At 72.1% G+C, this 21,087-nt stretch carries 21 protein-coding genes and 3 pseudogenes; 10 read left to right on the top strand and 14 right to left on the bottom strand.

Annotated elements, in window-relative coordinates; genetic code table 11:
- Positions 1–234: 234 nt before the first annotated feature.
- The 3 genes and pseudogenes from LQ326_RS24840 to LQ326_RS24850 form a co-directional block, all read right to left on the bottom strand.
- A complete protein-coding gene (locus LQ326_RS24840) occupies positions 235–1,806 on the bottom strand; it encodes a phytoene desaturase family protein (protein WP_234539840.1) in 1,572 nt (523 codons plus the stop codon).
- Positions 1,807–1,897: 91 nt separating this feature from the next.
- A pseudogene (locus LQ326_RS24845) lies at positions 1,898–2,131 on the bottom strand (serine/threonine protein kinase); the annotation flags it as partial.
- A gap of 19 nt (positions 2,132–2,150) precedes the next feature.
- The gene (locus LQ326_RS24850) at positions 2,151–2,996 is read right to left on the bottom strand and encodes an oxygenase MpaB family protein (protein ID WP_234539842.1); all 846 of its coding nucleotides are present in this window, start codon (positions 2,994–2,996) and stop codon (positions 2,151–2,153) included.
- 482 nt (positions 2,997–3,478) lie between these two features.
- Between LQ326_RS24850 and LQ326_RS24855 the strand changes: the two are divergent.
- From LQ326_RS24855 to LQ326_RS24870, 4 genes and pseudogenes are all read left to right on the top strand, one after another.
- A pseudogene (locus tag LQ326_RS24855) lies at positions 3,479–5,648 on the top strand (MMPL family transporter).
- A 328-nt stretch (positions 5,649–5,976) separates the two neighbouring features.
- The gene (locus LQ326_RS24860) at positions 5,977–6,303 is read left to right on the top strand and encodes a hypothetical protein (protein WP_234539844.1); all 327 of its coding nucleotides are present in this window, start codon (positions 5,977–5,979) and stop codon (positions 6,301–6,303) included.
- Positions 6,304–6,410: 107 nt separating this feature from the next.
- Positions 6,411–6,575 (top strand): hypothetical protein, encoded by a 165-nt coding sequence (locus LQ326_RS24865; RefSeq protein WP_234539845.1) that lies wholly within the window; start codon positions 6,411–6,413, stop codon positions 6,573–6,575.
- Complete coding sequence (locus tag LQ326_RS24870) at positions 6,572–6,808, top strand: SGNH/GDSL hydrolase family protein (RefSeq protein WP_234539846.1); 237 nt, start codon at positions 6,572–6,574, stop codon at positions 6,806–6,808. The genes LQ326_RS24865 and LQ326_RS24870 overlap by 4 nt, the downstream gene beginning before the upstream one ends.
- A gap of 4 nt (positions 6,809–6,812) precedes the next feature.
- Here the strand turns inward: LQ326_RS24870 and LQ326_RS24875 are convergent, their stop codons facing one another.
- The 3 genes from LQ326_RS24875 to LQ326_RS24890 all read right to left on the bottom strand — a co-directional run bounded on the left by LQ326_RS24875 (position 6,813) and on the right by LQ326_RS24890 (position 9,777).
- On the bottom strand, positions 6,813–7,472 hold the full coding sequence (locus LQ326_RS24875) for a response regulator (protein WP_234539848.1): 660 nt from the start codon (positions 7,470–7,472) through the stop codon (positions 6,813–6,815).
- Between the two features lie 52 nt (positions 7,473–7,524).
- Positions 7,525–8,715 carry a sensor histidine kinase gene (locus LQ326_RS24880; RefSeq protein WP_234539850.1) on the bottom strand — a complete coding sequence of 397 codons (1,191 nt, stop codon included), beginning with the start codon at positions 8,713–8,715 and terminating at the stop codon, positions 7,525–7,527.
- 666 nt (positions 8,716–9,381) lie between these two features.
- A complete protein-coding gene (locus tag LQ326_RS24890; RefSeq protein ID WP_234539852.1) occupies positions 9,382–9,777 on the bottom strand; it encodes a hypothetical protein in 396 nt (131 codons plus the stop codon).
- 170 nt (positions 9,778–9,947) lie between these two features.
- Between LQ326_RS24890 and LQ326_RS24895 the strand changes: the two genes are divergently transcribed.
- The 6 genes and pseudogenes from LQ326_RS24895 to LQ326_RS24920 all read left to right on the top strand — a co-directional run bounded on the left by LQ326_RS24895 (position 9,948) and on the right by LQ326_RS24920 (position 14,025).
- On the top strand, positions 9,948–10,085 hold the full coding sequence (locus tag LQ326_RS24895; protein WP_234539853.1) for a hypothetical protein: 138 nt from the start codon (positions 9,948–9,950) through the stop codon (positions 10,083–10,085).
- Positions 10,082–10,432, top strand: a complete 351-nt coding sequence (locus LQ326_RS48770; protein ID WP_372496944.1) for a winged helix-turn-helix domain-containing protein — start codon at positions 10,082–10,084, stop codon at positions 10,430–10,432. The genes LQ326_RS24895 and LQ326_RS48770 overlap by 4 nt, the downstream gene beginning before the upstream one ends.
- A gap of 105 nt (positions 10,433–10,537) precedes the next feature.
- A complete protein-coding gene (locus tag LQ326_RS24905; protein WP_234539855.1) occupies positions 10,538–11,770 on the top strand; it encodes a cytochrome P450 in 1,233 nt (410 codons plus the stop codon).
- 59 nt (positions 11,771–11,829) lie between these two features.
- Positions 11,830–12,024, top strand: coding sequence for a ferredoxin (locus tag LQ326_RS24910; protein WP_234539858.1), 195 nt, complete (start codon positions 11,830–11,832; stop codon positions 12,022–12,024).
- The gene (locus tag LQ326_RS24915; protein ID WP_234539860.1) at positions 12,021–13,205 is read left to right on the top strand and encodes an NAD(P)/FAD-dependent oxidoreductase; all 1,185 of its coding nucleotides are present in this window, start codon (positions 12,021–12,023) and stop codon (positions 13,203–13,205) included. Before LQ326_RS24910 ends, LQ326_RS24915 begins: the two co-directional genes overlap by 4 nt.
- Positions 13,206–13,462: 257 nt before the next feature.
- Positions 13,463–14,025, top strand: a pseudogene (locus LQ326_RS24920) (aldehyde dehydrogenase family protein).
- Here the strand turns inward: LQ326_RS24920 and LQ326_RS24925 are convergent.
- The 8 genes from LQ326_RS24925 to LQ326_RS24960 all read right to left on the bottom strand — a co-directional run bounded on the left by LQ326_RS24925 (position 14,022) and on the right by LQ326_RS24960 (position 20,674).
- Positions 14,022–15,200, bottom strand: a complete 1,179-nt coding sequence (locus LQ326_RS24925; RefSeq protein WP_234539862.1) for an acyl-CoA dehydrogenase family protein — start codon at positions 15,198–15,200, stop codon at positions 14,022–14,024. The pseudogene LQ326_RS24920 and the gene LQ326_RS24925 sit on opposite strands and share 4 nt — an antisense overlap.
- Positions 15,201–15,294: 94 nt before the next feature.
- Positions 15,295–15,819 (bottom strand): cupin domain-containing protein, encoded by a 525-nt coding sequence (locus tag LQ326_RS24930; RefSeq protein WP_234539864.1) that lies wholly within the window; start codon positions 15,817–15,819, stop codon positions 15,295–15,297.
- Positions 15,820–16,068: 249 nt separating this feature from the next.
- A complete protein-coding gene (locus LQ326_RS24935) occupies positions 16,069–16,641 on the bottom strand; it encodes a YbhB/YbcL family Raf kinase inhibitor-like protein (RefSeq protein WP_234539865.1) in 573 nt (190 codons plus the stop codon).
- On the bottom strand, positions 16,638–17,204 hold the full coding sequence (locus tag LQ326_RS24940) for an isochorismatase family protein (protein WP_234539867.1): 567 nt from the start codon (positions 17,202–17,204) through the stop codon (positions 16,638–16,640). Before LQ326_RS24940 ends, LQ326_RS24935 begins: the two co-directional genes overlap by 4 nt.
- Entirely contained in the window at positions 17,204–19,027 is a 1,824-nt protein-coding gene (locus LQ326_RS24945; RefSeq protein WP_234539869.1) for an MFS transporter, read from the bottom strand. Before LQ326_RS24945 ends, LQ326_RS24940 begins: the two co-directional genes overlap by 1 nt.
- Positions 19,028–19,056: 29 nt before the next feature.
- A complete protein-coding gene (locus tag LQ326_RS24950; RefSeq protein WP_234539872.1) occupies positions 19,057–19,497 on the bottom strand; it encodes a MarR family winged helix-turn-helix transcriptional regulator in 441 nt (146 codons plus the stop codon).
- A 301-nt stretch (positions 19,498–19,798) separates the two neighbouring features.
- Entirely contained in the window at positions 19,799–20,173 is a 375-nt protein-coding gene (locus LQ326_RS24955; RefSeq protein WP_234539874.1) for a four-helix bundle copper-binding protein, read from the bottom strand.
- A 57-nt stretch (positions 20,174–20,230) separates the two neighbouring features.
- Entirely contained in the window at positions 20,231–20,674 is a 444-nt protein-coding gene (locus tag LQ326_RS24960; protein ID WP_234539876.1) for a universal stress protein, read from the bottom strand.
- Between the last annotated feature and the right edge of the window lie 413 nt (positions 20,675–21,087).

Here is a 21,087-nt window from a genome sequence, read left to right on the forward strand (position 1 = left end):
AGACCGTCCCCCGTCAGCCGAGGAAGACCGAGGTCATGAAGCCCTGACCGCTACTTTGCGCCCCGTGTCAGGGACCGGAGACCGGGGCCTGCCCGTTGGGCCCGCCGTCCGTCCCCCGACGGGCGTCTCTCTGATCACGTGCCGGCGCGCCGGGCCAGTGGTGATCGCGGAGTTGCCGGCCGGCACGGTCCAGCTCGTCCGCCACCGCGGTGACCGCGTCCTGGTCGCGGTCGGTCAGTTGTCCCGCTGTTCCAGTACCGCCATCGCCGCGTTGTGCCCCGGCACCCCGCTCACCCCTCCCCCGCGGACCGCGCCCGCCCCGCACAGCAGGACGTTGGCGTGCCGGGTCTCCACGCCCCAGCGGCCGGTGCCGTCCTGGGCGTGGGGCCAGGAGAGGTCGCGGTGGAAGATGTTGCCGCCGGGCAGGCGCAGGTCGCGTTCGAGGTCCAGGGGGGTCTTCGCCTCGATGCAGGGGCGGCCGTCGGCGTCGAGGGCCAGGCAGTCGGCGATCGGCTCGGCGAGGTGCGCGTCGAGCTGGGCGAGGGTGGACTTGAGGAGTTCGTCGCGTACGGCGTCGTTGTCGGCGGTGAAAAGCCGGGCCGGGGTGTGCAGTCCGAAGAGCGTGAGCGTCTGGTAGCCGCGTTCGGCCAGGTCACGGCCGAGGATCGTGGGGTCGGTCAGGGAGTGGCAGTAGATCTCCGAGGGCGGGGCGGCGGGGAGCCGGCCGGCCGCCGCCTGGGCGTGGGCGGTGGCCAGTTGCTCGTACCCCTCGGCGATGTGGAAGGTCCCGGAGAACGCCTCACGGGGGTCGACGGCGGTGTCGCGCAGCCTGGGCAGCCGCTTGAGCAGCATGTTCACCTTCAGCTGGGCGCCCTCGGCGGGCTCCGGAGCCGGGTCGCCGGTGAGGGCGGCGAGTTCCTGCGGGGAGGCGCCCACCAGGACGTGCCGGGCGGCGGCGACGCCCTCCCCGTCGGCGGTGCGGTAGGTGACCTCGGCGGCGCGGCCGTCCGTCTCGATCCGTACCGCCTCGTGCCCGGTGGCGAAGACCGCGCCCGCCGCGCGCGCGGCGGCGGCCAGCGCGTCGGTGAGGGCGCCCATGCCGCCGACCGGCACGTCCCAGGCACCGGTGCCGCCGCCGATGACGTGGTAGAGGAAGCAGCGGTTCTGGCGCAGCGAGGCGTCGTGGGCGTCGGCGAAGGTGCCGATCAGGGCGTCCGTGAGGACGACCCCGCGGACCAGGTCGTCCGTGAAGTTCTCCTCGATCGCCACCCCGATCGGCTCCTCGAACAGCGCCCGCCAGGCCGCCTCGTCGTCGATCCGGCGGCGCAGTTCGTCACGCGCGGGCAGCGGTTCGGTGAGCGTCGGGAAGACGCGCTCGGCGACCCGGCCGGTCATGCCGTAGAACCGCTGCCACGCCCGGTACTCGGTCTTGCCCCCGGTCAGCCGTTCGAACGCCTCGCGGATCCGCCGCTCGCCGCCGCCGACCAGCAGCCCGGTCGGCCGCCCGTCGCGTTCCACGGGCGTGTACGAGGAGATGGTGCGGCCGCGGACCCGGAAGTCCAGGCCGAGGTCGCGGACGATCTTCCTCGGCAGCAGACTGACCAGGTAGGAGTATCGGGACAGCCGCGCGTCGACGCCGGCGAAGGGGCGGGTGGAGACGGCGGCGCCGCCGGTGTGGCCCAGCCGCTCCAGCACCAGCACGGTGCGGCCGGCCCGGGCCAGGTAGGCGGCCGCGACGAGGCCGTTGTGGCCGCCGCCGACGATGATGGCGTCGTAGGTGCGGGGTGTCTCGGTGGCAGCGGGCATGGTTCTTCGTAACACATGATGATCTAGGCGGGTAAGAGGCATGCCGGTGCGCTCCGCTGGGGGGCCGCGCCTGCGTCACCATGGGCACCCCGTTCGCGCCGTCCAGCAGCTCCGTCACCAGGTAGCGGATGCCGTCGTGCTCGCCGATGCGGTGGCCGACGGTGACGCAGCGGAGGGAGAGCGCGGCGGCCACTCTGGCCTCGCGCCTGAACCGCTCCCCCAGGACGCGGGTGATCGCCCGGTCGTGGTGCGGGCCGAGCGGTCCGAGTCGCTTCACGGCGACCTGCCGGCCGAGTGGCTCGTCGCGGGTCCGCCGCACCCGCCCACTCGTTCAAGAGGGTGGCCTATCGCGCGGTTCTGTATGGTGCGGGGCGTGCGTGCGGGCCCAGTCTCGCCATGGCGCGCAGGATGTGTTTGGGCGGGAGTTGCCAGCGCAGACGTGCGGGAACGCAGCGCAACAGGGAGCCGGTGGCGCGCAGTCGGCGGGTGACGACCGCGGGTTCGGGGGCCGGCCTGCCGTACAGCTCATGGGCGTACGGCGGCAGGGAGGCGTACGCCAGACGTGCCACGCGCCGCCACAGCACCTCGCGCGCCGGTATCAGGAGGGGGTGCGTCGGCGGGCGGAGCAGGAAGTCGTCCACGACGCGTGCGTCGGCCCCGGCGGCGAGCCGCGGCCGCATCTTCTCGAAGTAGGCGGCCATCTCCTCGCGGTCGCCGGGTACGACGGCGGGGTCGAGCCCCACCAGACGGGCGCTGACGCGGTGTTCGGCGAGGTAGCGGTCGGCCTGGGCGTCGGTGAGCGGGAAGCCGGAGCGGCGGACGACGTGCAGGTACGAGTCGATCTCGGCGCAGTGCACCCACAGCAGCAGTTCGGGCTCGTCCACGCCGTAGCGTTCGCCCGTGTCCGGGTCCGTCGCGCCGAGCATGCTGTGGATCTTCCGGACCCGGGCTCCGGCCCGCTCCGCTGCCTCGCTGGTGCCGTAGGTCGTGGCGCCGACGAAGTCGGCGGTGCGCAACAGCCTGCCCCAGGCGTCACGCCGGAAGTCGGAGTTCTCCAGCACGCCGCGCACCGCGCGCGGGTGCAGCGCCTGCAGGTAGAGCGCGCGGACGCCGGCGACCCACATCATCGGATCGCCGTGCACCTGCCAGGTCACGGAGTCCGGGGTGAAGAGCCCCGTGTCGGCGTCCATACCGGCAGTGTGACCAGGATCGACAGTCGGCACAAGGCAACGTTGGTGACCTGCGCTGTTGCCAACTGGCTTCAGCAACTGGTGCCCCAGAACCGGAGACATGGTTCGCGCTTTGGTACAGCGCAGGTCACAAGGCGTGTCACCGGGGCATGGGATCCAGCTGCCCTCCGGGCGCAAAGGCTCCCTCGTGCGCGGCCGACGGACCTCAGAGGGCCATCGGCTCGTGATGCAGCACCACCGCGCGCCGTCGGCCGGTGGGCTCTCGCACCGTTCCCACTCGTGTCCCGTCTCGACGGGTGTAGCGGGCTACACCTCCGGTTCGGGAGGGTGCTCCCTCGTGGCGACGCACTGCCGACGGAATCGTGGAGGGCGACGGAAGGACCCCTCCCAGCTCCCTTCTGAACTGGGTGCACATCCCCCGCAGAGGTGGTTCTTCGACTTCTCGCCGTTCCTGAACCGCTGATGTGGAGGCGTATCCCGCCATGGCTACTGTCCTTTATCACCTGGGCCGTGTGTCCTTCCGGTGGCGCTGGTTCGTCACCTTGTTGTGGGTGGCGGTGCTGGGCGCCGCCGGTTTCGCCGCCTCGAAGGCGCCCGTCGCCGCGGACGAGGGCTTCACCATGCCCGGCATCGAGTCGCAGAAGGCGTTCGACCTGCTGGAGCAGCGTTTCCCCGGCTCGGCGGCCGACGCGGCGAGCGCCCGGATCGTGTTCGTGGCACCGAGCGGTGAGAAGGTCACCGCCTCCGGGAACAGAAGGGCCGTCGAGCACCTCGTCGACGAGGCCGCCGACGGCTCCCAGGTCGCCGGCGCCGTCGACCCCTTCCAGGCGAAGGCGGTGAGCAGGGACGGTACGACGGCGTACGCGACCGTCAGCTTCAAGACCGGCGCCGCCGAGCTGACCGAGGGGAGCAAAGAGCACCTGGAGCGCGCCATCGACGGGGCCAGGGACGCGGGCCTGACCGTCGAGGTCGGCGGCGACGCGCTGGCCACCCAGCCCTCGGCGGGCGGCACGGCCGAGGTGACCGGCATCGCGGTGGCCGCCCTCGTCCTGCTGATCACTTTCGGGTCGATGGCCGCCGCCGGGCTGCCGCTGCTGACCGCGGTCCTCGGTGTCGGCCTCGGCATGGCCGGGATCATGACCGTGTCGGAGGCGTTCGGCCTGTCCGAGAGCACCGGCACGCTGGCCACCATGCTCGGTCTGGCCTGCGGCATCGACTACGCCCTGTTCGTCGTCTCCCGGTACCGGGAGGAGCGCGCCAAGGGGCACACGCCGCGGGAGGCGGCGGGTCTCGCCGCCGGCACGGCCGGTTCGGCGGTCGTCTTCGCCGGCCTGACGGTCGTCATCGCGCTGGCCGGGCTGTCCGTCGTCGGTGTTCCGCTGCTCACCAAGATGGGGCTCGCCGCCGCTGCCACGGTCCTGGTCGCCGTGCTGGTGTGCCTGACACTGGTTCCGGCCGTCCTCGGCTTCTGGCCGAACGCCGTTCTCTCGCGCGGCGCCGCAACTCCCCGCGCTACCGCAGGAAGCAGCGCAACGAGGACACCCGCGGAGTCGAAGCGGGCCGGTGAGACGGAGACGACCCCGTCCGTGGCCTGGACGTCCTTCGCGATCGTTGCCACAGCCGCCTTCGGGTCCGCGGAGCCCTGGGCGTCCACGACGATCGTCAGGGGCCCGTTGAAGCCGGGACCGAAGCCCTCGGCCAGGGCGTCGTAGGCGCGGCGCTCGGTGGTGGAGGTGGGCTTGGCCTCGTCGCCGGGCATGCCGAGCCGGAGGTCCATGACGGGCGCGGCGACCGCACCCAGCCCCACGACGCCGAGCAGCAGCACGGGCAGCGGGTGGCGTACGACGATGCGCGCCCAGCGGGAGCAAGGATCTCGTCACCGCCATCCGCGACGAACGCCCCGGCATCGAGTCCAAGGCCGGCGCCTCCTTCGAGGTCACCGGCAAGACCGCGCTGGACATCGACGTCGCCGGGAGGGTGCAGGCCTCGCTGATGCCCTATCTGGCGGTCGTGGTGGGACTCGCCATCGTCCTGCTGCTGGTCGTGTTCCGGTCTCTGCTGGTGCCGGTGAAGGCCGCGTTCGGGTTCCTGCTGTCCGTGCTGGCGGCGCTGGGTTCGGTGGTGCTGGTCTTCCAGCATGGGCACGGCGCGGACCTGCTGGGCGTGCAGTCCACCGGGCCGATCATGAGCATGATGCCAATCTTCCTGGTGGGCATCGTCTTCGGCCTCGCCATGGACTACGAGGTGTTCCTGGTCTCGCGGGTGCGCGAGTCCTACGTCCACGGGCACGCGGCCAAGACGGCGATCGTCTCCGGGTTCAAGCACAGTGCCCGGGTGGTCGTGGCCGCGGCACTGATCATGATGGCCGTCTTCTCCGGCTTCGTCGGGGCCGGCGAGTCGATGATCAAGATGATCGGGTTCGGGCTGGCCATCGCGGTCCTGTTCGACGCCTTCGTCGTCCGCATGGCGATCGTCCCCGCCGTCCTGTCCCTCCTCGGTGACAGAGCCTGGTACCTGCCCCGCTGGCTGGACCGGCTGCTGCCCGACATCGACGTCGAGGGGGAGAAGCTCAGCCGCGAGGTCCCGGCACCGACGGGTCCCACCGCCGACCCGGACGACCGGCCGCTCGCCGAGCCCGTCCCCATCCGCTAGCACGACCGCGCGGCCCCCTCCTGGGGCGGCCGCCTCCCGACCGGGGCCACCGAAGCGGCGGCGGCCCCGACGCGCCGCCCCCGTGGGGACAGGGCGGCGCGGTCCAGGGCCCGGTGGCCGGAGCCTTCCCCCCAGCTCCGGCCGCCGGGCCCGTGGGCCTGGCCCGGGGCTCGGGGTGGAGCCCGCTGCACCCCCACCTCGGGAGGGCGCTCCCCCGTCCCGGCCACCGGCCCGAGGAATCGTGGACGACACCGCAAGACGCCCCGCAAGCCCCGCCGCGCGGGCCGGACTTCACCAGCCACAACGCCCCTCGACTGGAGCCCCCGCGATGAACATCACGGTCGCCGTGGTACTGGCGCTCGCCTCCATCGCCGCCCACGCCACCGCGGCCGCGACGCGGCACCGCGTCGCCTCCACCGACGGGCATGGGCGGCGACGCGTGCAGGACACCGGCTTCCGCGACGTCAGCTGCAGTGGCGCCGCCATCGCCGACCTCACCAGACCCCAGCTCACGAGCCATGGCACCAACCCGCCCCGGCCGCGGCGCTTTCGCCGAAGACCCGGCTGGTCACCCTCGGCATCGGCGGCAACGACATCGGCTTCGGCTTCGGCTTCGGCTTCGGCTTCGGCTTCGGCTTCGGCTTCGGCTCGATGATCAAGCGGTGCGTCACGGGGGGGTGGCGTACCAGGCCCTCGGCAGCGGCAAGTACATCCCCGAGGACGCCCCTTGCAAACGGCACTGTCGACCGCGGCACCGACGAGGTGGAGCGGAAGATCGAGGCCGCGGGCGAACGGCTGGCCTGCGCGCTGACGGAGAGCAACCGCCGCGCGCCCCAGGCCCGGGTCTGCGTCGTCGGCTGTCCGGCAATCCTGCCCGCCGACGGCACCGGCTGCGGCGGCGACCTGCCCCTCGCCCCGGCGACATGAGCTACCTGCGGGAAAAGGAGCAGCAGCTCAGCAGCGAGCTGCGGGAGCGGGCTCAGGCATCCGGAGCGGTGTACGTCGACACGTACCGTCCGTCCGAGGGCCGCGACGCCTGCTCGGACGCGGCCACCCGCTGGATCGAACCCCTTGTCCCCAGCAGCCCGGCCGCAGCCGTCCACCCCAGCCCGCGCGGCGAACGCGGGATGGCGGACGCCGTGCCGGATGTCCTCCGGTGAGCGCTCAAGACTCCTTCTGCTGATGGTCGTTGAGGTGGGCCAGCACAGCGAGCACCCGGCGGTGCCCGCTGTCGCTGGGCGGAAGGTGCAGCTTCAGGAAGACGTTGCCGATGTGCTTGCTGACCGACCGCTCGGTGATGACCAGCGTCTTGGCGATGGTGGCGTTGTCGTGCCCCTCCGCCATCAGCTTCAGCACCTCGCGCTCGCGCGGGGTGAGGGAGTCCAGCGGTGAGTCCCGGCGGCGCGTCAACAGCTCGGTCACCACCTCCGGATCCAGCGCCGTACCGCCGGAGGCGACCCGCTCCAGTGCGTCCAGGAACTCGTCGACCCGGCCCACCCGGTCCTTGAGCAGGTAACCGACCCCGCTCGCCCCGCCGCCCAGGAGCTCGGCGGCGTACGACTCCTCGACGTACTGGGACAGGACCAGCACCGGCAGCCCGGGGATCTTCTCCCGGGCCTCCAGCGCCGCCCGCAGGCCTTCGTCGCGGAAGCCGGGGGGCATCCGTACGTCCAGCACGGCCACGTCCGGGCGGTGCTGCAGCAGCGCGGGCAGGATCTCCGGCCCACTGCCGGCCACGGCCACGACCTCGTGCCCGGCCGAGGTCAGCAGCAGCACGAGCCCTTCCCTGAGCAAGGCGTTGTCCTCGGCGAGCATCACTCGCACGGCAGATCCCTCCTTGTCCCCAGCGGTCTTGTCCTCGTCCCCGCCGGCTCGGTCACCACACGCACGGCAGCTCCACGGCAATCATCGTCGGTCCCCCCTGGGGGCTGGTCACGGTCACCTCGCCGTCCATAGCGGCGACGCGCCGCCGGATGCCGAGCAGTCCGGTGCCGTCCTTCTCGTCGGCCCCGCCCATGCCCTCGTCCTGGACGACGGCCCGCAATCCCCGGGGGACGCGCTCCAGCTGAACGGTCGCGCGCCGCGAACCGCTGTGCTTGGCGGCGTTGGTGAGCGCTTCGGCGACGGCGAAGTACGCCGCCGCCTCCACCGCCGCCGGAGCCCGCGGCCCCTGCTCCAGTCCGCCGTCCACCCGCACGGTCACTTCCAGCCCTCCCCCGCTCTCGGCCTCGCTCGAGCGGGGGGATCCCCACCCGGCCGCCAGCGCCCGTACAGCGCCGACGAGACCGCGGTCGGTGAGGATCGGCGGGTGGATGCCGCGTACCACCTGCCTCAGCTCGGTCAGCGCCTCCTCGGCCTGGTCCTGAGCGTCGGCCAGCAGCTTGCGCGCGGCTCCGGGATCGCGGTCGTACGCCCGTTGCGCGAGCCCGATCCGCATGGACAGCGCCACCAGGCGAGCCTGTGCCCCGTCGTGCAGGTCCCGTTCGATACGGCGCAGTTCGGCCCCGTGCGCGGCGATCGCGTCCGCCCGGGTGGCCGCCAGCTCCTCGACCCGCGCGGCCAGCAGCGCCTGGGGCGAGGGTTTGAGCAAGGCCTGGGACCAGCGGGCCTCCAGGTCGGCGAGGCGGGCGATCAGCGGCAGGACGACCGCCTCGCGGCGCAGCAGCCCGCACCACACCCCGTCCACGACCAGGCCCAGCGGCCACAGCGGCAGCGCCGCGAACAGCAGGGCGCCATAGACGTAGGAGGCGGCCGTCCAGCGCAGGTCGGTGAGGGTGCCCGGGTCACGGACGGCGGTACGCAGACGCTCGCGCAGCGTGCCGGTGACCGGCTGATACGCCTCCGGGATCCGCCGGCCCGTCCAGGCGGCCGTCAGAGCGCGTTTGGCTCCGGCGATCCGGCGGATCAGCAGCACCGTCTCGGGCAACATCCACGCCCCGACCACCGCGACGGTGCCGATGGCCGTGATCAGCAGCACGGTGATGAACAGGTAAAGGCCGAAGGCCAGCGCCGCGGCCACGAGCAGATGGAGCGTGGCCCGCGCTGCCCGCCGGATCGTTCTGCCCATGGCGGCAAGGCTACGGCCTGGGGGAACGGACGTGATCGTTCGGGGGCGCGCGGGCCGCTGACGTACCGGGTTCATGGCGCCGTGTCCTCCTTCGTCGACGGCTCTTCGAGGGGGAGCAGGCGCGAGGGCAGTTCCGCGACGACTTCGAATCCGCCCCGGGGCCGGTGGCCCGCGCGCAGACGGCCTCCGCCCGCGTGGGCGCGCTCGCGCATGCCGATGAGCCCGTAGCCGCTGTGGGGGAGGCCGGGCCGGTCGACGCCGTGCTCCCGCTGTTGGTGATGGTCATGGCCGGCAGGTCGTCGGCCGCCACGGAACCTCCGGCGCCTGGCCCGGCAGCGTGGCCAGGCTGCCGGGGAGGGAACAGTCGAAGGCCGCGGCGGCGGTGCGGGGGTGGCCGCGGAACCGCATCGCATCCGGTGGCCAGTCCTGTGGTGAGGATGACGGCCGCCACGGCGGTGGCGACGGCGGTACTACGGCGGGGTCGGCGGTCAGCGGTCATGGAGGTGTCCTGCCTTTCGGTTGCCGGGGCTCACTGCTCAGGCCCGGTGTGACGCGGAGGGAGTCCGGAGCGAACCGGGCGGCTGGGTACGGGAAGACCCGTACGTGGTCACGAGCTCGGCGATTCGGGGCTCGTGCGGATGTCCTGGCGAACCGCTGCCCGGCGGGTCACACCCTGGGCCGGGCCACGGCCTCGGCCCGCTTCCCGCGGTTTGCGACAAGGCCGCCTGCCGCTCCCAGCGAGACCAGGCCCATTCCGGCAGCGGCCAGGACCCCCTTCGCTCCGTCCATCGTGAAGTAACACACCGCGGCCACACCGCCGTTGAACAGGAACAGGAACCACAGCACCGGCGGAGTCGACAAGAACGCCTTGATCTTCGGCTTCTTCGCGATGCGCCGGCCCGCCACGAGCGAGACGGCGATACCGGCGTAGGTGACCACGTCCTTCGCCGTGCCGTCGAGAACAGTGCCGGACGCGGAACCCGCGGAGAGGCCACCCACGAAGAACGACCAGAGCAACAGGCCGGCGACGGATGATCGCACGGCGACAAGCAGCGACTTCATGGAAGTGTCCTTCGGTGGAGGGGGAGACGGAGGGGTGCACTGCGAGGTGCGGATCTGTCGTGATCTCTGGGGACCACGATCCCGCCGGCCTCTCGTCGGCACGAGGGACCGGCCTCCCGAACCGATGGTGTAGTCCGCTACACCTTGAGGTCGGCCGTCCCTCAACCGCCGTGGACGCCCCGGCGCTGACCAGCCGCATCACGGCGATCCTGCCCGCGGCCGTCGACCACGAGGTCTGCTACGGCGCACTCCGGCAGCTCATCCATGCAGCCGAGCCGGCGGGCGCCGCCGGAGGCAGCCCGCGATGACCGCCGTGTCCCGCCGCGCGACGGGGAACGGAGCCGTCCATGCCTCACCGAACGCGCACCGGGTGCTCACCAAGGAGCAGATCGGCCGGTACGTCCGGGGCGACCACCGCGGCGACGACTCCAGCGAGCAGCTCGTCTCCCGGCTGCGGCGCAAGGTCGATCGTGACGCGCCCGGCCTGATTCGCACACGCCGAGGGTTCGGCCACTGGTTCGGGTACGTCGACGCCGAGCACCGACCTGCCGCACCAGGCGGCGCCTGTGCTCACAACTCCCTTTCACAACAAGGCGTTCAGACACCCCGACGCGGATGTGATCTGGGTCACGTCAGCTCTCTGTCAGGGAACTGATCGGAAGGCGTCAGCCTGCTCTGTTTGCATGTGCTCATCGAGGCCTCGCCCCCTTCACCCCGGCGCTCCCGCCCGTCGAGCGGAGCCCCACCACCGAGGAGAACCATGGCCGACACGCCGGCCGGACCCGTACCCCAGGCACCGGACTCGCCCCCCGGGTTCCCGATGCCCCGGGAGGCCCGCTGCCCCTTCGACCCGCCGCCCGCCCTGAAGGACCTCCAGGCGAAGACGCCCCTGACGAAGGTGCGACTGTGGGACGGCAGCGAACCGTGGCTCGTGACCCGGTACGCCGACCAGCGCGCCGTACTCGGCGACCTGCGGGTCAGTGCCGGCCCCGACAGCCCCGGCTACCCGACCAAGGCCTCGCCCGAGGGCGGCGAGGGCAAGCTCAGCTTCATCATGATGGACGACCCCGAACACGCCCGGCTGCGCCGGATGGTGACGGCGCCGTTCGCCGTGAAGAAGGTGGAGACCCTGCGGCCCGCCGTGCAGGGGATCGTCGACGACCTGATCGACGGGATGCTGAGCCGGCCGGGCCCGGTGGACCTCGTGGAGGAGTTCGCCCTGCCGATCCCCTCGCTCGTGATCTGCGAACTGCTCGGCGTGCCCTACGACGACCACGCCATGTTCCAGGAGAACACCAAGACGATGGTCCGCACGACCGCGACCCCCGAGCAGCGCGGCGTGGCGACCCGGGAGATGGCCGGATACCTGGCCGGTCAGATCGCCCAGCGGCTCGCCGAGCCGAAGGACGACCTGCTCTCCGGCATCGCCGGGCGCGTCACGGCCGGGGAGATCGACCACCAGCAGGCCACCGAAATGGCGCTGCTCCTGCTGATCGCGGGCCACGAGACCACCGCGAACATGATCGCCCTCGGCACCCTCGCCCTCCTCCAGAACCCCGACCAGCTCGCCCTGCTGCGCGACAGCGACGACCCGAAGTTCGTCGCGGGCGCGGTCGAGGAACTGCTGCGCTACCTGCACATCACTCACCTCGGGCGGCGCCGCGCAGTCACCGAGGACATCGAGGTCGCCGGGCAGGTCATCAAGGCCGGCGAAGGCGTCATCATGGCCAACGAGATCGCCAACCGCGACCCCGAGGTGTTCCCCGACCCGGACCGGCTCGACCTCACCCGCGACGCCCGCCGCCACGTCGCCTTCGGCTTCGGCATCCACCAGTGCCTGGGCCAGCCGCTGGCCCGCATGGAACTCCAGGTCGTCCACGGCACCCTTTACCGGCGCATTCCCACGCTGAAGCCGGCCTGCGCGCTGGAGGACGTGAAGTTCAAGAACGACGCGTTCATCTACGGCGTGCACGAGCTGCCCGTCTCCTGGTGACGGCTCCCCGTCCCGCGAACGAAGCAAGAACCACGAGCGAAGCAAGGAAGGGGAATCCCATGAAGGTGGAGCTGGAAGCCGACAAGTGCGTCGCCTCCGGGCAGTGCGTGCTCGCCGCGACGGACGTCTTCGACCAGGACGACGACGGCATCGCGATCCTCCTGGAAGAGCAGGTCGGCGACGACCGACTCGACGACGTCAAGGAGGCCGTCGCGGTCTGCCCGGCCGCCGCCATCCGGCTGGTCGAGCAGTGAGGCGGATCGTCGTCGTCGGTGCCTCGGCCGCCGGACTCGCGGCGGCCGAGACCCTCCGCCGGGAGGGCTACGACGGCACGCTCACCCTGGTCGGCGACGAACCACTGGCGCCGTACGACCGCCCGCCCCTGTCGAAGCAGATCCTGGCCGCGGAGTGGGTGCCCGAGCGGCTGGCGCTGCGCACCCCCGACGCGCTGGCCGCGCTCGACCTCGACCTGCGGCTCGGCGTGGCGGCCACCGGCCTCGAACCGGCCGGGCGGACGGTCGAGTTGGCCGACGGATCCGCCCTCCCGTACGACGGACTGGTCATCGCCACCGGGGTCCGGCCGCGACGGCTGCCCGGCGAGGGCGCGCACGTCCTGCGCACTCTCGACGACGCGCTGACCCTACGGGAGCGGCTCACGCCGGGCCTGCGGCTGGTCGTGGTGGGCGCCGGCTTCCTCGGCGCGGAGGCCGCCGCCGTCGCCCGGCGACTCGGCTGCGAGGTCACCCTCCTCGAACCCGCCCCGGTGCCCCTGGCCCACGCCGTCGGCACAGAGGTCGGCAAGGTCCTGACGAACGCCCATCTGGAGCGGGGCGTTGACCTGCGCTGCGGAGTCACCGTCACCGAGGTGGCCGAGGACGGCGTGCAGCTCGCGGACGGCTCCGGGATCGAGGCCGACGTGGTTCTGGTCGCCATCGGCTCCCTGCCCAACACCGAGTGGCTCGCCGGCACCGGCCTGACCGTCGGGGACGGCGTGGTGTGCGACGAGTACTGCAAGGCCGCCCCGAACGCGTACGCGGCCGGTGACGTCGCTCGCTGGTACAACCCGCTGTTCGGTACCTCGATGCGCATCGAGCACCGCACCACCGCCGCCGAACAGGGCATGGCCGCCGCCCGAAACCTGCTGCACCCCGAGGCGGGCCAACCCTTCGCGCCGGTGCCGTACTTCTGGTCCGACCAGTACGACATGAAGATCCAGGCCTACGGCTGTCTCCGCGACCACGCCGAGGTCGCCCTCGTCGAGGGCGACCTGGCCGAGCGGAAGTTCGTCGCCGCGTACCGCACCGGCGACCGCGTCACCGGCGCCCTCGCCGTCGGCATGCCGCCCAAGGCGATCCGCCAGTGGCGGCGGGCGATCGCGACGGGCGCGGCGTGGCACGACACCGTGAGCACCACCGTCCCGGCCATGGAGTCCTGACCTGCGATCCATGCGAACGCGGCGACCGGCGGGACGCTTCGTTGCCTGATCAGCGCACATACGCCGGGCTCGAAGCCGATGTCTCGTGCAGGCACCGTCCAACGACGCCCCGCCACTCTTGGCCTCCCGAGCCGCCCCGTACCGCACCCCGGCGACTTCATCCCCCATGAGGAGTCGGACGATGTCCACTCCCCCATCAGGTCCGCCGTCGACAGGGTCCCCGCACGAGGAGCGCCTGCTGATCGACGGAGAGCTCCGTGGCGCCGCGGGCAGCGCCACGTTCGAAGTGCTCAACCCGGCGGACGGCACCGTTCTGGGCAAGGTCGCCGACGCCGGCCACCGGCTCCACGGCCACGGGACAGCGCATCCTCGAACTCGCCGCACCCGCCTTCAAGCGCACGATGCTGGAGCTCGGCGGCACGAGCGCGTCGGTCATCCTCGACGACGCGGACCTCACGCAGGCCATCCCGCAGGCGCTCGGCGCGCTCGCCCACTCAGGCCAGGGTGCGCACTGCCGACCCGGCTGCTCGTGCAGCGCAAGGTCTACGACCAGGTCGTCGCCGGCCTCAGGCAGGCGTTCCAGCGGGTGTCCTGGGGTGACCCCCAGGACCAGGGCACGCTGGCCGGCCCGCTCATCTCGGCCCGGCAGCGCGACCGCGTCGCCGACTACCTGCGCATCGGCCGGGAAGCGCAGCCCGCGACTGCCATCACTACGCCGGCCACCAGCGGCACCAGCGTCCAAGGGGCGGTCCAGCCCGAGTCGGCGGCGTTCACCATCCCGCGTTTGTGCCAACTGAAAAGTCTCGTCACAGCAGGCTAACGCCGTACCCGTGGCATCCCCAGTCCGATCCACGAGATGATCTCCCGCTGGATCTCGTTGTTGCCGCCGCCGAAGGTGAAGATGACCGCCGAGCGGTAGCCGCGTTCCAGGTCGCCGTGGAGGACCGCGCCCGCCGAGCCCTCCTTCAGCGGGCCGGCCGCGCCGGCGACCTCCATCAGCCAGGCATAGGCGTCGCGGCGCGCCTCGGAACCGTAGACCTTGACGGCGGAGGCGTCCTGCGGGGTGAGGGTGCCCTCCTGGACGGCGCTCACCATCTGCCAGTTGAGGAGTTTCATGGCGTCGAGGCGGGTGTGAGTCCGGGCGAGATGGCGGCGTACCCAGGGCAGGTCGATGACGCGGCGGCCGTCGGCGAGTTTGGTCTCCATGGCCCAGCGCTGCACGTCGTGCAGGGCTCGGATGGCCATGGTGCCGTGGGCGGCGAGGGTGACGCGCTCGTGGTTGAGCTGGTTGGTGATGAGCCGCCAGCCGTGGTTCTCCTCGCCGACCCGGCGGGAGACGGGGACGCGGATGTTCTCGTAGTAGCTGGCCGTGGTGTCGTGCGAGGCGAGGGTGTTGATGACGGTGCAGGAGTAGCCGGGGTCGGTGGTCGGTACCAGGAGCATGGTGATGCCCTTGTGCGGCGGCGCCTCGGGGTCGGTTCGGGTGGCGAGCCAGACCCAGTCGGCGGTGTCGCCGTTCGTGGTCCAGATCTTCTGGCCGTTGACGACGTACTCGTCGCCGTCGCGCACGGCCCGGGTCTTCAGGGCGGCGAGGTCGGTGCCGGCGTCGGGCTCGCTGTAACCGATGGCGAAGTCGATCTCGCCGGAGAGGATGCGGGGCAGGAAGTACGACTTCTGCTCGTCGGTGCCGTACCGCATGATCGTCGGGCCGACGGTGTTCAGCGCCATGAGCGGGAGCGGTACGCCGGCCTGGGCGGCCTCGTCGAAGAAGATGAACTGTTCCATCGCGGTCAGGCCGCGGCCGCCGTACTCCTTCGGCCAGCCGACGCCGAGCCAGCCGTCGGCGCCCAGCCTCCGGACGGTCTCCCGGTAGAAGCGTTTCTGCGCGACCGGGTCGGCGTAGCGGGCGTAGGCGTTGTCCGGCACCAGGCCGGCGAAGTAGGCGCGCAGTTCGGTGCGCAGCCGCTGCTGCTCGGGCGTGTGGTCGAGGTGCACGGCGCCTCCAGGCTCCCCAAGGGCGGTCCTGACGGCGCACACCGTAGAACGTGTTCCAGAAATTGGGAATGGCGGCGGCTCACCCCGACCGTTGTCAGGGCTGGCCGGGCCCCAGCGGGCTGCCGTGCAGGGAGCCGAGCACCCCGGGGCCCAGTACCTGCAGCAGCGGATCGGTGAAGGCGCCGTCCACGAGGACGAACGCCATCCGGGCCGCCGAGTCCGTGCGGTTCTCCCAGCGGTGGTCGGTGCCGCGCTGGATCACCACGTCCCCGGCACGCAGCACCCGCTCGGAGTCGTCGAGGACGAGGACGACCTCGCCGTCCAGGACGATGCCGTAGTCCACCGTCTGGGTGCGGTGCGTCGGGGAGACACAGCCCGGCGGGAACTCGTTGACGCGGATCTTGGTGCCGCCGGGGGCCGGGGGCACCGTCAGGTCGCGTTCGGTGGGCTCGGGCTCGTCCGCCGCGACGGGTGCCGGTACGGAGTCGGTGTTCCACATCTCGTAGAAGACGGCGCCGTCGGGGGCGGTGCGGACGACGGGCGGCTCGCCGTCGGAGAGGAACACGGAGATGCCCGTCTCGTCGTGACCGGTGACGATCCGGCGGGGCGGCTGGCTCATGGCGGCGCTCCTCTTTGTGGCACACGGGAAGCTGGGAACGGGGCGGTACTCACGCCACGCTAGGCAGCCCCGCGCCCCGGCGGAAACGCGGATCGGCGATGCCAGCCATCGGGGCGGGCGGTTCCCGGCGGGTCCCGCCCCCGTTCGGGTCTCCTCGGGCGCCGGGACGAGGACGCCAAGGGCGACGGGGACGTGTGACGGGATCTCCGTAGCCCCGGGCACGCCGCTGGCGGCGGCCCGGGGCAGGGGTCAGCGTTCGACTGTGCCGGTCAGTCGGCCGCGGGCGAGGACGGGTGCGGTGACGGCGGGCAGGAGAGTGCGGGGCCGTACCCGGTCCGGTGACGCGGTGCCGGGGGTGCTGTCCACGGGTGCCGCGAGGGCGAAGAGCTGGAACACGTAGCGGTGTGGCCCGTGGCCTTTGATGGGCCCGGGCCCCTGGTATCCGCGCCCGATGGAGGACCGCAGCAGCCGCACTCCGGTGGCCGGTTCGCGTGCGTCGAGGGCACCGGGTTCAAGGTGTCCGGCTGCCGGGTCGATCAGGGCGGCGCAGTGCACGGCGGGCTTGGCCAGGGGGACGTCGACGTCCTCGACGACCAGGAGGATCTCGGCGGTGCCGGCCGGCGGCGGGGTCCAGGCCAGGTGCGGGGAGAGGTTGTCGCCGCCGATGTTCTTCAGGCAGTGCTCCAGCGGAATGGTGTCTCCGTCACCGAAATGCCGGCTGGTGAGGGTCAGCAGCTCGGGGCCTTGCAGATTGGGCAGGTTCCATGCCGCGTGGGTGTCGCCTGCTCTGCGGTTTGCCAGGATGCGGCCCAGCAGGGTCATCGCGTCGCCTCGATCATGTCGACGATTTCGGTGGTGGTGGCGGTCTCGCCGAGTTTCGGGAAGACGCGTTCGACGCTGTGGCGGTGGGCGTCGGCGTCGGGGTCGGTCATGGCGTCGGTGGCCAGGACGACGTGGTAGCCGTGGTCGTGGGCCGAGCGTGCGGTCGACTCGACGCCCGAGCTGGTCGCGATTCCGGCGAGCACGGTCTGGGTGACGCCCAGGTCCCGCAGGAGGGTGTCGAGGCCGGTGTCGTGGAACGCGCTGCGCCGCCGCTTGGTGATCAGGTGGTCGCTCGGCCGGACGTCGAGTTCGTCGATGAGGTCGGCCCAGCCGGACGGCAGTGCGACGCCGCTCCCGGGCCGCTGGGCCTCGGTGCGTCCCGGTGCGCGTCCGGTGACGTTGACCAGGACCACGGGCAGGCCGTGCCGTCGGAACTCGGCGCTCAGGTGGGCCGCCTGCTTGACGGCCGCGGTCGCCTGACTGTCGGTGCGGGCCGCCACGATGCCCTTTTGCAGATCGATCACGACGAGCGCGGGCGTGGGGTCGACCGCTGTCAGTGCCATCAGTGTTTCTCCTGTGGATCTCGGCCAGTTGCGGGGTCAGGACGCATGGTGGTCCCCGCCGGCGGCGTCTCCGTCCCGGCGTCGGCCGCGGCGTCATGGGTGTCGTCGGCGGCCGTTCGCGGTCCGGGGGTCTCGGCGGTGGGGCTGGTGCCGCGCAGCAGGGAGGCGAGCGCGGCGAGGAAGGCGAGGGTGGCCCCGAAGGCGAACACGACGACCAGGCCGGAGTGGAAGGGCCCGGAGATCAGGCTCGGGAAGAAGTCACGTCCGGTCAGGGTCTGTTGCTGCGCCACCGTCAGGTGGGTCAGGGTGCCGCCGGGCTGGAGCAGGTGCTGGATCGGGTTGACGCCCAGTTGGGCGGCGAACAGGGACGAGACCGGGGGCAGGCTGCCGATCCGAGTGGCGACGTGGGCCGGTACGCCCTGCTCTTGCAGGCCGGTGGTGAGGGTGTGCGGGAGGGCATCGGCCAGCCCGGCGATCATGAGGGAGAAGAACACGCCGATGGAGACGGCGGTGCCGGAGTTCTGGAAGGTGGAGCGCATACCGGAGGCGACACCGCGCAGCTGCGCGGGCACACTGCCCATGATCGAGGAGGAGTTGGGAGAGGCGAACATGCCGCTGGCTATCCCGTTGATCGCGATCAGCACCGCGAAGATCCAGTAGCTGAAGTCGATCGGCAGCAGCATCAGGCCCAGGAAGCTGGCGCCGAACAGCAGCGCGCCGCCGGTGGCCAGGCCCCGGGAGCCGAGCCGGTCGGCCAGGTAGCCGGACACCGGGCCCGCGGCGAGGAATCCGGCGGTCAGCGGCAGCAGGAAGATGCCGGCCCACAGGGCCGTGTCGCCGTAGTCGTAGCCGTGCAGTGGAAGCCATATGCCCTGCAACCAGATGACCAGCACGAACTGCATTCCGCCACGGCCGATCGAGATGCCCAGGCCCGCCAGATTGCCGAAAGTGAAGGCCCGCAGGCGGAAGAGGCCCAGTTGGATCATCGGCGCGGCGACGCGGTTCTCGATGACCACGAACGCCGCCAGCAGGCCCAGTCCGCCGACGATCAGGATGTCGACCAGCGGGTTGGTCCAGCCCATGGTGTGCTCCCCATAGGGCTGCAGGCCGAAGGTGACCGCGATGAGAACCGCGCTCAGGCCCACCGCGAAGGTGATGTTGCCCCACCAGTCGATCCGGCCGCCACCGCTCTTGCCGGTCTCCCGCAGGGTGCGGTAGGCCCACAGCGTGAAGAACACGCCGACAGGCACGTTCACCCAGAACACCGCCCGCCAGTCCCAGGCCGACAGCAGCCCGCCGGCGACCAGGCCGAGAAACATCCCGGCCAGCCCCGCGACCTGGTTGACGCCGAGGGCGAAGCCGCGCTGCTCCGCGGGGAAGGCGTCGGTCAGGATCGCGGCGGAGTTCGCGGCCAGCATCGAACCGCCGACGGCCTGCACCACCCGCCAGGCGATCAGCCACATCGCCCCGTGCCCGCCGTCGAAGGGATCGAAGGACAGCAGGACCGACGCGAAGGTGAAGACCGCGAACCCGCAGTTGTAGATCCGGACTCGGCCGTACATGTCTCCCAGGCGGCCCACCGTGACCACCAGGACGGCCTGGACCAGCCGGTAGCCCATGATCATCCACAGCAGATAGGCGATGTTGCCCGGAGCCAGTGGGTCCAGGTGCACGCCGCGGAAGATCGCCGGCAGGGCGATCAGCACGATGGAGCCGTCCAGCGCGGACATGAAGACCGCGGCGGTCGTGTTCGTCAGCGCCGTCCACTTGTACCGGTCGCCGGGCGAGCGGCCCGGGGCGCGTGTCCTGGAGGGATCCGTCATCAGTGCGCTTCCTCGGTGTTCCGTCGGCGTCAGATGCTCTGGGCCAGCCGCTCCAGCAGCGGCCCGGCCTCCGCGAGCAGCTCCAGCTCCGCCTGGGTGAACGCGCTGCTGGTCAGGGCCCGGGAAATGAGGTCGGCCCGCGCGTTGCGCTTGTCCTTCAGCGCCTGCGCACCGGCCTCGGTCACCGACAGCAGCATGCGCCTGCCGTCGTCCGGATCCGGGTGGCGTTCGACCAGACCGCGGGACCGCAGCGCACCGAGCGTGGCTCCCATGGCCTGTGCGGTGATCTGCGCCTCGCGGGCCAGCGCCGAGGAGGTGGTGGGGCCCGAACGGTCCAGGTGCGACAGGGCGTGCCGCTCGGGCATCGTGAGTCCGCCGTCGACGGGCACTTGACGCACCCGCCGCACCAGCACGCTCAGACCGGCCAGCAGGACCGAGGCGACTTCGGCAGGGTCCAGATCATCGTTCATATATTAAGGCTACCTTATAAAGCAGGCTTATAAAGCAGCCTTAGCAAATTCGCCTCGTGCCGCTCCGGGAGAACTCGTGCCGCTCCGAGAGAAGTGGGGGACAGTGCGGGCTCGCCCGTCGCCGGGTCGGACATCACCGCCGTGGCGACCGCGGACGCGCCCGAGCCGCCCGGCAGCCCCCTGCCCAGGGGCATGCCCTGCCTTCCGCTCGGGGACTGCCGGTCGCTCGCCTGCGCCGCGCACGCGCCGCGCCGCGTCGGGTGCCGGTGCCGCCCGGTTCGCCGGTGCCGGGCTCCTGGGGTCAGCCGAGCGCCGCCATGAAGTCGGTGCAGGCCGCGGCGCACGCCCGGCAGGCGGCCGCGCTCCGCTCGGCGCCCGGACGGGCGTCGAAGGCCCGCGCGCAGTCGAGGCAGACCGCGCGGCACCACTCCAGCTGGACGCGCAGAGCGTCCTCGTCCAGGCCGGTCTCCTCGGTCAGCGCCCGGCAGGTGGCGTCGCACACCTCGGCGCACCTGATGCCGGTGCGGCGCAGGCGGTCCGTCTCGGCGGACCCGTCCGGATCCAGCACGCCCGCACGCAGCACGCACATCCGGGCGCACTCCGTGCAGGCCTGCGCGCACGTGAACCGGTCTTCCAGGAACCGGTACAGATCCTGCTGCGAAGGCGTCGACATCATGCGGCCCGGGTAGCCTGCGCGCGGCGTCGACAAACGCGGCGCGGCACGGCCCGCGGATCAGCCCTCTTCCGCCCGGACGATCACGACCGGGCAGGTGGCGTGCTGGGACACCTGCTGGCTGACGGAACCCAGCAGGGCGCGGGCGAAGCCGCCCCGGCCGCGGCTGCCGACGACCAGCGCCTCGGCGCCCTCCGCAGCCCGCAGCAGAACGTCGGTGGTGTTGCCGTGCACCAGGTGGGAGCGGACCGAGCCCGCCGCGTCCGCGCCGAGCACGTCGGTCAGCTCCTGTCGCATCCGGTCCCGGGCCTCCTCCATGTCGAGGTCCATGTCCACGGCGGGCCCCGACCAGCCGTACAGCCCCGGCAGCTCCCAGACGGCGACCGCCTCCACTACGCCGCCGACGAGGCCGGCGTACCGCAGGGCCCAGCGCAGGGCCGCGTACGAGGACGGCGACCCGTCGACGCCGACGACGACCCGCCGCTCGGTGACGTCCCTGTCCATGCGTGCCACCACTCCTCGGGCCCCTTCGGGCGTTCGCCGGACCCCCTCCTCCACGCTGCGCGACCGGCGGCCGCACCGCCACAGAAGTGCGGCCGGTGGCATGACACGGCCCGCTCCCGCCGCCCACGCGCGGCACGCCGAGATCCGGGCCGATCGGCCCTGGCGGCACAGGCGTTCCCGTGGTGTGCTGAAGGTGACGGGAAGGGCCCACGAAGACGCGGAGAAACGGTCGGCCACGGCCGTGCACCGCGCAATCAGGATCCGCGAGAAGCGGGTGGCGTCCTTCCCGGCTTCTTGTGCCCGGCGGGATCCGAGAGGGCACACCTCCCGCTCTTCGCCGACCACATCCGGGCCGGGGTCGCCGAGGGCGGATCGTCACTCCGACGGACTGGATCTCCGGATTGGATCGACGG

This window comes from Streptomyces shenzhenensis, from assembly GCF_021462265.1.
Taxonomy (GTDB): Bacteria; Actinomycetota; Actinomycetes; order Streptomycetales; family Streptomycetaceae; genus Streptomyces; species Streptomyces shenzhenensis.

Bases quoted from the DNA above. Each gene is read 5' to 3' on its own strand.
- LQ326_RS24840 (WP_234539840.1), bottom strand. From the start codon at position 1,806: ATGCCCGCTGCCACCGAGACACCCCGCACCTACGACGCCATCATCGTC.
- LQ326_RS24850 (WP_234539842.1), bottom strand. From the start codon at position 2,996: ATGGACGCCGACACGGGGCTCTTCACCCCGGACTCCGTGACCTGGCAG.
- LQ326_RS24860 (WP_234539844.1), top strand. From the start codon at position 5,977: ATGAACATCACGGTCGCCGTGGTACTGGCGCTCGCCTCCATCGCCGCC.
- LQ326_RS24870 (WP_234539846.1), top strand. From the start codon at position 6,572: ATGAGCTACCTGCGGGAAAAGGAGCAGCAGCTCAGCAGCGAGCTGCGG.
- LQ326_RS24880 (WP_234539850.1), bottom strand. From the start codon at position 8,715: ATGGGCAGAACGATCCGGCGGGCAGCGCGGGCCACGCTCCATCTGCTC.
- LQ326_RS24890 (WP_234539852.1), bottom strand. From the start codon at position 9,777: ATGAAGTCGCTGCTTGTCGCCGTGCGATCATCCGTCGCCGGCCTGTTG.
- LQ326_RS48770 (WP_372496944.1), top strand. From the start codon at position 10,082: ATGACCGCCGTGTCCCGCCGCGCGACGGGGAACGGAGCCGTCCATGCC.
- LQ326_RS24905 (WP_234539855.1), top strand. From the start codon at position 10,538: ATGGCCGACACGCCGGCCGGACCCGTACCCCAGGCACCGGACTCGCCC.
- LQ326_RS24910 (WP_234539858.1), top strand. From the start codon at position 11,830: ATGAAGGTGGAGCTGGAAGCCGACAAGTGCGTCGCCTCCGGGCAGTGC.
- LQ326_RS24930 (WP_234539864.1), bottom strand. From the start codon at position 15,819: ATGAGCCAGCCGCCCCGCCGGATCGTCACCGGTCACGACGAGACGGGC.
- LQ326_RS24935 (WP_234539865.1), bottom strand. From the start codon at position 16,641: ATGACCCTGCTGGGCCGCATCCTGGCAAACCGCAGAGCAGGCGACACC.
- LQ326_RS24940 (WP_234539867.1), bottom strand. From the start codon at position 17,204: ATGGCACTGACAGCGGTCGACCCCACGCCCGCGCTCGTCGTGATCGAT.
- LQ326_RS24945 (WP_234539869.1), bottom strand. From the start codon at position 19,027: ATGACGGATCCCTCCAGGACACGCGCCCCGGGCCGCTCGCCCGGCGAC.
- LQ326_RS24950 (WP_234539872.1), bottom strand. From the start codon at position 19,497: ATGAACGATGATCTGGACCCTGCCGAAGTCGCCTCGGTCCTGCTGGCC.
- LQ326_RS24955 (WP_234539874.1), bottom strand. From the start codon at position 20,173: ATGATGTCGACGCCTTCGCAGCAGGATCTGTACCGGTTCCTGGAAGAC.
- LQ326_RS24960 (WP_234539876.1), bottom strand. From the start codon at position 20,674: ATGGACAGGGACGTCACCGAGCGGCGGGTCGTCGTCGGCGTCGACGGG.